General features: G+C 71.5%; 13 protein-coding genes. 10 read left to right on the forward strand and 3 right to left on the reverse strand.

Annotated features, from left to right (window positions below; all coding sequences use genetic code 11):
• Positions 1–345 precede the first annotated feature (345 nt).
• From ccsA to IEY33_RS15755, 10 genes are all read left to right on the forward strand, one after another.
• Positions 346–1,071 carry a cytochrome c biogenesis protein CcsA gene (gene ccsA, locus IEY33_RS15710; RefSeq protein WP_188964229.1) on the forward strand — a complete coding sequence of 242 codons (726 nt, stop codon included), beginning with the start codon at positions 346–348 and terminating at the stop codon, positions 1,069–1,071.
• A complete protein-coding gene (gene ccmD, locus IEY33_RS15715) occupies positions 1,064–1,186 on the forward strand; it encodes a heme exporter protein CcmD (RefSeq protein ID WP_188964230.1) in 123 nt (40 codons plus the stop codon). The genes ccsA and ccmD overlap by 8 nt, the downstream gene beginning before the upstream one ends.
• Positions 1,183–1,647: a cytochrome c maturation protein CcmE gene (ccmE, locus tag IEY33_RS15720; RefSeq protein ID WP_306415620.1), complete on the forward strand. Its 465-nt coding sequence runs from the start codon at positions 1,183–1,185 to the stop codon at positions 1,645–1,647. Before ccmD ends, ccmE begins: the two co-directional genes overlap by 4 nt.
• A gap of 40 nt (positions 1,648–1,687) precedes the next feature.
• Positions 1,688–3,658, forward strand: a complete 1,971-nt coding sequence (locus tag IEY33_RS15725) for a heme lyase CcmF/NrfE family subunit (protein ID WP_188964251.1) — start codon at positions 1,688–1,690, stop codon at positions 3,656–3,658.
• A 100-nt stretch (positions 3,659–3,758) separates the two neighbouring features.
• On the forward strand, positions 3,759–4,340 hold the full coding sequence (locus IEY33_RS15730) for a TlpA family protein disulfide reductase (RefSeq protein WP_188964231.1): 582 nt from the start codon (positions 3,759–3,761) through the stop codon (positions 4,338–4,340).
• Between the two features lie 143 nt (positions 4,341–4,483).
• Positions 4,484–4,981 (forward strand): cytochrome c-type biogenesis protein, encoded by a 498-nt coding sequence (locus IEY33_RS15735; protein ID WP_188964232.1) that lies wholly within the window; start codon positions 4,484–4,486, stop codon positions 4,979–4,981.
• Complete coding sequence (locus IEY33_RS15740) at positions 4,978–6,009, forward strand: c-type cytochrome (protein WP_229671071.1); 1,032 nt, start codon at positions 4,978–4,980, stop codon at positions 6,007–6,009. The genes IEY33_RS15735 and IEY33_RS15740 overlap by 4 nt, the downstream gene beginning before the upstream one ends.
• The gene (locus IEY33_RS15745) at positions 6,010–6,570 is read left to right on the forward strand and encodes a QcrA and Rieske domain-containing protein (RefSeq protein ID WP_188964233.1); all 561 of its coding nucleotides are present in this window, start codon (positions 6,010–6,012) and stop codon (positions 6,568–6,570) included.
• Positions 6,567–7,244, forward strand: a complete 678-nt coding sequence (locus IEY33_RS15750; RefSeq protein ID WP_188964234.1) for a Nif3-like dinuclear metal center hexameric protein — start codon at positions 6,567–6,569, stop codon at positions 7,242–7,244. The genes IEY33_RS15745 and IEY33_RS15750 overlap by 4 nt, the downstream gene beginning before the upstream one ends.
• Before the next feature lie 42 nt (positions 7,245–7,286).
• The gene (locus IEY33_RS15755) at positions 7,287–7,889 is read left to right on the forward strand and encodes an HD domain-containing protein (RefSeq protein WP_229671072.1); all 603 of its coding nucleotides are present in this window, start codon (positions 7,287–7,289) and stop codon (positions 7,887–7,889) included.
• 19 nt (positions 7,890–7,908) lie between these two features.
• On the opposite strand, the gene IEY33_RS15760 is transcribed toward IEY33_RS15755, so the two are convergent.
• Genes IEY33_RS15760 through IEY33_RS15770 form a run of 3 tightly spaced genes read right to left on the reverse strand, consistent with a single transcriptional unit; the run spans position 7,909 to position 9,844 of the window.
• A complete protein-coding gene (locus IEY33_RS15760) occupies positions 7,909–8,823 on the reverse strand; it encodes a carbon-nitrogen hydrolase family protein (RefSeq protein ID WP_188964235.1) in 915 nt (304 codons plus the stop codon).
• A complete protein-coding gene (locus IEY33_RS15765; protein ID WP_229671073.1) occupies positions 8,820–9,443 on the reverse strand; it encodes a GNAT family N-acetyltransferase in 624 nt (207 codons plus the stop codon). Before IEY33_RS15765 ends, IEY33_RS15760 begins: the two co-directional genes overlap by 4 nt.
• Positions 9,440–9,844 (reverse strand): ketosteroid isomerase-related protein, encoded by a 405-nt coding sequence (locus IEY33_RS15770; RefSeq protein WP_188964236.1) that lies wholly within the window; start codon positions 9,842–9,844, stop codon positions 9,440–9,442. The genes IEY33_RS15765 and IEY33_RS15770 overlap by 4 nt, the downstream gene beginning before the upstream one ends.
• Between the last annotated feature and the right edge of the window lie 163 nt (positions 9,845–10,007).

Here is a 10,007-nt window from a genome sequence, read left to right on the forward strand (position 1 = left end):
GCACCGACATCCCTTCTTGGGCAAAACAGCGCCCTGCAGGACGCTCGCCCGCTTCCACCTCCTCAAAACCGTACTCGTTGGTGCTCGCGTCGCTCGGCTGAACTCCAAAAGTTCAGCTCAAAATCGTATGACTACCGGACCGATACCTTCCGGCCGCCAGTAGAAAGCAGGGCCGGGCAGTGCGGCGAGGACGTGCCCGGAGTGGAGTCCGGGCCGCAGTCATCCGGGACTCTCATCCTTGTTCCTCACGCGTCCGGACGGCATGATTGGGGCATCGCGGCGTGAATCGGGACAGCCAGAAAGACGCCTCACGGTCTGGCACGCGCCGCCGGGAGAGAATGAATCATGACGTTGTCCACAACGCAAGCCAAATCGGATCGCCTGACGCCGGCGCTCGGCGTGTTGACGCTGGTGCTGATGCTCGTCGGGCTGTATGTCGGTCTCACTTCTCCGCCGGACGTGAATCAGGGAACGCTGGTGCGGATCCTGTTCATTCACGTGCCGGCCGCGTGGCTCAGTTACCTCGCGTACGGCGGGACGGGCCTGTTCGGGCTGCTGTATCTCGTGACGCGTCAGCGGCGCTTTGACCGGCTGAGCATGAGCAGTGCCGAGATGGGGCTGATGTTCACGGTCGCCACGATCATCGTGGGGATGCTGTGGGCCAAGCCGACGTGGGGCGCGTACTGGGTGTGGGAGCCGCGCCTGACGACCACTGCCCTGAGCCTCGTGATCTACGGCGGGTACCTGCTGGTCCGCTCGCTGATCGAGGAGCCGGAGCGGCGGGCGCGCGTGTCGGCGGTCATCGGGATCGTGGGGACGCTGTACGTGCCGGTGAACTACATGGCGGTGGAGTGGTGGCGCGGCATTCACCAGACGCAGACGCTGAAGCTGCTCGGCAGCGTGGGGTTCGCGGCGTCCCCGGCGTACGGGATCGCGCTGGCGGTCATGACGGTGGCGTTCACGGTGCTGTACGTGTACCTGCTGCGCGTGCGCGGCAAGATCGCGTTGCTGCAGGAGGAGCGCGAGGAGCGCGAGTTCGAGACGCTGGGGGCGGTGACGGCACGTGGATAAGTTCAGCGGGTACGTGATCGTGAGTTACGTGGTGACGTTCGCGGTGCTGTTCGGGTACCTGGGGTGGCTGTGGCTGCGGTTGCGGCAGGAGCAGCGGGAGCAGGGCCGGAAGTGACGACCTCGCCCACCATGCTGCCGCAGGCGCGGCGCCGCAGGCGCAGTCCGCTGCCGGTGCTGTTGGGCGGCGCGGCACTGCTGCTGCTGCTGGGCTTCATCGTGTTCGGGAACCTGAGCCGCAGCCTGGAGTACTTCGTGACGCCCACCGAGTACAAGGCGCAGAGCGAGCAGTACGTGGGCCGCACCATCCGTCTGGGCGGGCTGGTGCGCGGCGCGAAGTACGACCGGCAGTCCCTGAAACTGAACTTCACCGTCACGGATTACGGCGCGAGTTACCCGGTGCAGTACCAGGGGGCCGTGAGTGACCTCTTCAAGGAGAATCAGGGCGTGGTGGTGCGCGGCGCGTTCACGCCCGCCGGGGTGTTCGTGGCGAACGAGCTGCTCGTGAAGCACTCCGAGGAGTACCGCGTGCCGACCTCGCAGGCCGACATCAAGAGCATGCTCAAGGATACGAAATGACGCCGCGCAGACTGGCGCGGCTTGACGGCCGGAGGTCATGATGCTGAACCTGCTGTCCTTCCAGGCGAGCGCCCTCGGGACGCTCGGCGAGATCGGTCTGCTGGGCGCGCTGCTGTTCACGCTGGTGGGCCTGTGGCTGGCCGTGATGGGCGGCGTGCGGCACGATCCGCGCGCGACCGAGGGTGCGCGCCGCAGCGTGTGGGCGGTGTTCGGGTTCCTGACGCTGTCGGTGCTGGTGCTGGAGGTCGCGCTGCTGCGGGACGACTTCTCGGTGCGGTACGTGGCGGCGCACTCGATGCGCGTGTCGCCCACCTGGGTGAAGGTCACGACGCTGTGGGCGGCGCTGGAGGGCAGCATCCTGCTGTGGGCGTGGATTCTGTCGCTGTACGCGTTCGTGCTGAGCCTCACGCTCAGGCGTGATGCGCTGCGCCCGTGGGCGCTCGGCGCGATGTTCGTGTCGCTGCTGTTCTTCGTGGGGGTCGTGGCAGGCATCGCGAGTCCGTTCACGCCGCTCGCGCAGGTCCCGTCGGACGGTGCCGGGCCGAACCCGGCGCTGCAGAACCACTGGATGATGGCGGTGCACCCGGTGCTGCTGTACCTGGGCTTCGTGGGCCTGAGCGTGCCGTTCGCGTACGCGGTGGCGGCCCTAGTGACGGGGCGGCTGTCGGAGCACTGGATCGCGGTCACGCGCCGCTGGACCCTGACGGCGTGGCTGTTCCTGACGGCGGCGATCGTGGCGGGCGGCTGGTGGAGTTACGAGACGCTCGGCTGGGGCGGGTACTGGGCGTGGGACCCGGTCGAGAACGCCAGCTTCATTCCGTGGCTGCTGACCACGGCGTTCCTGCACAGCCTGCAGATTCAGGAGCGTCGCCGTCAGCTGAAGGCGTGGAACATCTGGCTGATCGTGCTGGCGTACAGCAGCACGGTGCTGGGCACGTTCCTGAACCGCAGCGGCATCGTGCAGAGCGTGCACGCCTTCAGCAACGGGCCGGTCGGCGCGGTGTTCCTGGGCTTCCTGGCGTTCCTGCTGGTGGCGGGCATCGCGCTCGCCGCGTGGCGCAGCCCGTACCTGCGGGACGAGGGTGAGCCGAGCGCCGTCCTGAGCCGCGAGAGTGCCTTCCTGACCGGCAACTGGCTGTTCCTGGTGTTCAGCGCGATGGTGCTGCTGGGCACGCTGTTCCCGGTGCTGGTGGAGGCCGCGACCGGCAAGAAGACCAGTGTGGGCGCGCCGTTCTTCGACGCGTTCGCCATTCCGCTGGGGCTGGCGCTGCTGTTCCTGATGGGGGTCGGGCCGCTCCTGCCGTGGCGGCGCGCGGCGGGCGAGCGCCTGCTGATGGCGCTGCGCGTGCCGGGCGGGGCGGGCGTGCTGGCGCTGCTGGTGGGCCTGCTGTTCGGGCTGCGCTCGCCGGGCGTGCTGCTGACCGTGGCGCTCGCCGCGTACAACATTGCGGGGCTGGCCGTGCTGACGGGCCGGGCCGCGCGGGAACGCGGGAGCTTTCCGGCCCTGCTGCGCGAGCAGCCGCGCCGGTACGGGGCGTACACGGCGCACGCGGGCCTGGTGGTGCTGGCGCTCGGCGTGGCGTTCAGCGGCGCGTTCAAGTCGAGTGCCGAGGTGACGCTCACGCGCGGGCAGCCCATGCAGCTGATGGGGCACACGGCCGTCCTGCAGGGCCTGGAGCGCCGGGAGTACGCGTACGGCAGTTCCGCCATCGCGACCGTGACGCTCGACGGGCAGACGTACACGCCGCGCAGCAACCTGTACGTGCAGGGCGGCAACACCCTGTACCCGACGCCTGCCGTGCGGTACGGGGTGTTCGGGGACACGTACCTCGTGACGACCAATCTCGACCCGAAGAACGGCTGGGCGAGCGTGCGTCTGATCTCGTCGCCGCTCGTGTCTTGGATCTGGGTGGGCATGCTGATCATCGTGGCGGGCGCGGGCCTGACGCTGGTGCAGCCGCGCCTCGCGGCGCGCCGCCCGGTCCCGGCGGGCGCCGTCGCGGCCGACTGAATCCGGTCCCGGCTGTCCCGGCCGCCTCCTGGCTGCGGGCGGCTCTCCCCTCCCCCACTCCGCCGCGTCCCGCTGCGGCGCGTCAATCCAAGGAACGACCATGACTGACTCTCCTTCCTCGCCCTCCGCCCCTGCCTCTCCGCCTGCGCCCACGCCCGCGTGGCGGCGGTTCGTGCCGCCCGTGCTCGCGGCGGTGCTCGTCGCGGCGCTCGGGGTGGGCCTGCTGCGCGGCAACGGCACGCAGGACGGCGGGCCGCTCGTCGGGAAGGCCGCGCCGGACTTCACGCTGCAGACGATCGACGGGGGCCGCGTGAGCCTCGCGTCCCTGAAGGGTCGGCCCGTCGTGCTGAACTTCTGGGCGTCGTGGTGCGTGCCGTGCCGGGACGAGGCGCCGCTGCTGCGTGACCTGTCCGAGAAGCAGAGCGCGAACGGGCTGGCCGTGGTGGGCGTGGTGTTCTCCGACAAGGACCTGAAGTCCGTGCGGTCCTTCGTGCAGGAGTACGCGCTGGCGTACCCGAGCCTGCTCGACCCGAACCTGAACACCGCCATCACGTACGGGGTGAGCGGCGTGCCGGAGACGTTCTTCATCGACAAAGGCGGCATGGTGCGCGGGTACGATCAGGGTGGCCTGACGCGCGAGCGGCTGCAGGCGGGCCTGACGAAGATCGGGGTCGCGTTTTGAGCGCCGTCGCCCGGCAGGCCCCTGCACGTGCAGGGCGGGTGACCGTGCGGCTCGCGCTGTGCGGCCTGCTGTGGCTGACCGCCGGGGCCACCCTGGGCACTGTGCAGGCACAGCAGTCAGTGCAGACGCCGCAGACTGCTCAGGTGCAGGCCACTCAGACACGGACGGCCGGGCAGACGCAGGCGGCCCAGGAGCAGCAGGCCCCGGCGGCCGGACCGGCCCTCACGGCCGTGCAGGAGGCTCGCGCGCAGGCCGTCGGGCGCACCATCCGCTGCCCCGTCTGCCAGGGCCTCCCCATCACCGAGAGTCCCAGCGACCTGAGCCAGTCGATGCTGCGTGACCTGCGCGGGCAGGTGGCGGCAGGCCGCAGCGACGACCAGATCACCACGTACTTCGCGCAGCGGTACGGGGACACGGTGCTGCTCGACCCGCCCCGGCGCGGCGTGAACCTGCTGCTGTGGGCGGGGCCGGTCGTGGCGGCCGTGCTGGGCGGCGCGTGGCTGCTGTCGTACCTGCGCGCCCGCGAACGGCAGGCAGCCCCCACGCCGGACGCGGGCCCCCTCGCGGACGACCCGGGCGACGACACGCCCGACGCGTACCTCGCGCAGGTGCGTGCCGAGGCCGGACGGAGGCAGCCGTGACGGCCGCCCTGAGCCTCACCCTGCTGGGCCTGATGCTGGTGGCGGCCGTCCTGCTCGTCCTGGCGCCCCTGCGTGGCCGCGTGAGCGACCCGGACGCGCTGGAGCGCGGGCAGCTGGAGCAGGAACGCGACCGGCTGTTCGGCGAACTGCGGTCCCTGCCGGACGCGCAGGAGGGCCGCCGTCCGGAACTCGAGGGGCGCGCCGCGCGCCTCCTGCGGCAGCTGGACGGCATGCCGCCCGCCCCGAAAGGGTCGCTGCCCGCGCCGCTCCTGTGGGGCGGGCTCGCGCTGGCCGCCGTGCTGGTGGCGGTGGGGGCCTTCACGTTCATTCCGCGCTGGCAGCTGGGCGGCCTGAACGGCAGCGAGGCGCAGACCGTGAAGACCGCCCTGCAGCTGCCCGGCCTCGCGCAGCGCGCCCGGCAGAGCGGCCGCGTCCGCGACGAGCTCGCGTGGGGCAAGGCCGCCTTCGACGCCGGGCAGTACGATCAGGCGGCCAGCGCGTACGCCGCCGCCCTGAAGCAGGACCCGCGCCAGCCGGAAGCACTCCGGCGGCTGGGCATCATCCTGCTCACCCGTGACGACCAGAACGGCCAGACCGCCAAGCCGAACGATCAGGCGTTCCTGCTCATCCGGACCGCCGCGCAGCTCGCACCGAACGACCCGGAAAGCCAGCTGCTGCTGGGCTTCGCGCTCTCCCGCTACGGGCAGGACACGCTCGCCCTGACGGCCCTGGAACGCTACCGCAGCCTGAACCCGCAGGGCCGCGACGCGGACGACATGATCGCCGCGCTGCGCGCCCGCCAGAACACCAGCGATCCGGGCCTCAGCACCTTCGCCGCGAACTGCGCCAGCTGTCACGGCGCGGGCGGCAACGGCGGCATCGGCCCCAGCCTCCGCATGGCGGGCCTCACGCGAGACACCCTGGCCGCCGTCGTCCGCAACGGCAAGGGCACCATGCCCGCCTTCCCGCAGATCACCGGCCGGAACCTCACGGCACTCCTGGCACTCGTGGAAGGCTGGCAGAAGTAGATGCCGACCCGCCGCGCGCTGCTGGAACGCTGGTGGCTGCTGCCGGTCGGCCTGACCGGCGCGGCCTTCGCGGGCCTCGGCCTGTACGCCGCCCGCGTCAGCCGCAAGAGCGTGCCCGGCCAGCCGCGCTACACGGCCGCGCCCGCGCAGCGCGTCGCGGCCCTCGCCGCCCTGAAGGCCGAGTGGAGCGAGACGCCGTTCACGTACGCCGCGCGCCCCTGCACGCTGCTGCGCCTGCCCGCCGCGACCATCGGCAGCGTGCAGGTGAACGGACGGCACTACGCGGCGTACTCGCGCGTCTGCACGCACCTGGGCTGCACCGTCAACCTCGTGCGCGACACGGAAGTGCTCGCCTTCTCCTTCAACTACCGCCCGACCGACCCGGCGAGACAGCACCCGTACCTCGGCTGCCCCTGCCACTACAGCGTGTTCGACCCGCAGCAGGACGGCGAGGCCGTGTTCGGCAAGGCGCACCTGCCGCTCCCGCGCGTGCGGCTGGAGGTGCGCGGCACGGAGCTGTGGGCGACCGGCATCGAGCCCGCGCCTGCCAACGTCGGATGACCGGGCCTCACGGCGTGACCGTCACGCTCGGCGACCTGCACGCGTGGCTGCGCGGTCACCTCGGACCGGACGCGGACCTGCACGGCGACCCGCTCACGCCGGTCACGAACCTCGCCCTGGCCCTGGAGCCGGGTGACCTGCCGGACCCGCCCGGCACGGACGCCGTGTGGCTGCACCGCTCCCGCCACGTGACGCCGGGGTGGGCGCACGTGCCACGCCTGACCTCGCACGACGGGTTCGACGCGGCCCTCACCACCGGCGAGAACTGGCCGCTCGCACGCGCCCTCGGGTGGCAGGACGTGCGCGCCGTGACCCTTCCACGGGCCGCCGGGCTGCTCGCCACGCCCCCGCAGGCCACCTGGCCGGAACTGGTGACGGCCCTGGAAGCCGAGTTCGGCGGCTCCGAGGCGCTCGTCCCGCCGGAACGGCCGGACGTGACCCGGCTCGCCCTCATGAATGCCATGCGGCCCGAACTGCTGACCGCCGTGGCTGCCGAGGGCGCGCGGGTGTACGTCACCGGGCAGCTGCGGCCCGGCGCGCTCGCTGCGGCGCGGCAGCTCGGGCTGGGTGTGATCGCCGTCGGCCACCGCCGCAGCGAGGCGTGGGGGCTGCGGCAGCTGGCGGGCGACCTTCGGGCCACGTTCCCGGGACTGAGGACTGAGATCCACCCCTGATCCGGTGCTCAGCCGGGCGGGACGTGTGCCACACTGGGTGGCGTGACCGTTCCCGACCTTCAGACGGCCGAGGCCCTTCTGCTGGACGCCGAGGCCATGAATCCCGGCCGGTGGGTGCCGCACACCCGCAACGTGGCGCTCGCGGCCCGCGTGATCGCCGAGCACCACCCGCACCTCGATCCGGAGCGGGCGTACGTGCTGGGCCTGCTGCACGACATCGGGCGGCGTACCGGCCCGAACGCGGACCGGCACATCCTCGACGGGCACGATCACCTGATGCGCCTCGGGTACGCGGACGCGGCCAGGATCGCGCTGACGCACAGTTTCCCCGGGCAGCGGGTGGACGAACTGATCGGCGCGTGGGACGGCACGGCGCAGGAGTTCGGGCGGCTGGAGGCGCTGCTGCTGGCCGCGCAGTACACCGAGGAGGACCGCCTGATTCAGCTGTGTGACCTGCTGGCCCTGCCGGAAGGCTGCTGTGTGATGGAGAAACGCCTGGTCGACATCGCCCTGCGGTACGGGTTCACCCCGCAGCTGCTGGGGAAGTGGCGGGCGCAGCTGGCGCTCAAGGCACACTTTGACGGGGCGCTGGGGCGGAACCTGTACTTCCTGCTGCCGGGCATCGTGGAGACGACGCTCGGCTGACGACAGGTTCACGCCGTTTTTACAGTTTCACCGTGCCGACCGGGCCGCTCGCGCGGGCGGCGGCGGCGTGCCGGTCGCGGGCGTTCAGGACGTGCCCGTCCCGCCGGACTTCGGCCGTCACGGCGAGGTCGAGGGTGCGGTGCAGCCAGCCGGGCGTGTTCATGCCGCCCTCGGCCACGATGCCGCTGGCAGGCAGAGTGTTCGGCGTGTCGCCCGAGCCGGGATCGGCGGGCGCGTAGATGGCGGGCGCACCGACAGCCGTCTCGATGGCGTACGTCCAGCCCGCGTCGGCCAGGAAGGGGGCGTGCACGGCGTAGATCTGCCCTTCCAGCGCGCGCGCCATCGCGCCGACCCGCACGCGGGTGTACCCGTGCGCGCTGCCGGTGAAGCTCGGCACGAGCAGCACCTCCATCCCGGCGGCCGCCTGCGCCTGCGCGAGGTGCGGGAACTCCGAGTCGTAGCAGATGTTGATGCCGAGCACGCCCAGTTCCGTCGAGAAGACCTGCAGGCCCTCGCCCGGCTCGATGCCCCACTCCTCGGCCTCGAAGCGGGTCATGAGCTGCTTGTCCTGATACTGGTGAGTGCCGTCCGGAGAGAAGAAGTACGCGCGGTTCACGTAGTGCCCGGCGGCCGCCTCGGTGGGGTAGCTGGCCGCCACGAGGTAGATGCCGTGCTGCCGCGCGAGGCGCGCGTGCAGGTCCAGCATGCCCGGCAGGAAGCGCTGCATGAGGGGCCGCTGCGCCCGGACGTCGTTCCAGACGCCTTCGGGGAGCAGGCTCACGAGTTCCAGGCTGGCGTACTCCGGCAGCAGCAGCAGGCGCGCGCCGCCCGCCACGCCCGCCGCGACGAAGGCGCTGAGGGTGGCCTCGTACTCGTCCCAGTGCGTGAACTGATGACAGGGGTACGCGGCGGCCGCGAGATCGATGGTGGTCACGGCAGCTCCCTGAGCCAGAACGTCATGGGTTTCGGGCTTTCCTGCGTCTCGTCGAGGTCCTGCCACGACAGCAGGGCGCGCAGGTCCGGGCGCCGCGTGTACCCCCGGTGCGTCCAGAACGCGTCGAGCGGCACGAAGTCGGCGGGGCGGCGCGGGTGCGTGTCCGGGCGGTCCACCGCGCAGAACGCGGCGAGCGTGAAGCCCAGCTCGCGCCCCACCCGCTCCCGCTCACGAAAGAACTGCACGCCGATCCCCTGCCCGCGGTACTCGGGCCGCAGGACGCTCTCCGCGAGGTACCACACGCGCCCCACGTCCAGGCCCGCCGCCTCCCACGGGGCGCGCAGTTCCGGCAGCTCCGCCGCGAGCGGCAGGGCGCTGCTCGCCCCGACCACCTGCTGACCCGGCGGTCTGCTCAGGTCGCGCACCAGCACCACGGCGCTCTGCGGCGTCTCCAGGTACCCGCGCAGGTAGCGCGTCTCGTACGCCGGGTCGCCCTCGTAAAGGTACGGGAACGCCCGGAACACCTCCACGCGCAGCCGCGACAGTTCCGGGATGGCGTCCGCGAGGGCCGCGCCGCTCAGCACGTCCACGCTCAGGTGCGCGGGCAGCGGGCGCGTCACTGGCCCGCGACCTGCCGGGACCAGTCCATCAGGTTGTACAGGTTCGTGACGCGCGCGATCCGCCCGCCGCGCACCTCGAAGAACGCCCCGACCGGCAGCACGTACGTCTGACCGTGCGCTTCCGGCAGGCCCTCGTCCGTCTTCAGGTACTCGCCGTGAATCACGAATTCCGCCGCGGCGCGCGACCCGTCCGCGTTCGTCATGACGACCACGTCGCGCGCCTGCTCCCGGTAGTGCGCGTCCATGCGTGCCAGGAACGCGCGGAACGCCTCACGGCCCGCCTGCCGTTCGCCCTCGTTGATGTCGTGGACGACATCGTCCGTCAGCAGGTCCAGCATCCCGGCGGCATTCCCGGCGTTGAAGGCGGCGTAGTAGGCGGTGATCAGGTCCGTGGTCGACATGACGCGCATTCAAGCGCAAGCGGGCGGCAGGCATTGTGAGCGTCCCACAGCCCTGGTCGGGTCGTGGGGTCATGGTAATGAGGCGTTGTAGCGGTGGATGAAGAGCCACACGAGCATCTCCAGATGGGCCTGCTTGCGGCTGAACGACAGGCTTTTCCGGACC

It is taken from the genome of Deinococcus aquiradiocola, assembly GCF_014646915.1.
Lineage (GTDB): Bacteria > Deinococcota > Deinococci > Deinococcales > Deinococcaceae > Deinococcus > Deinococcus aquiradiocola.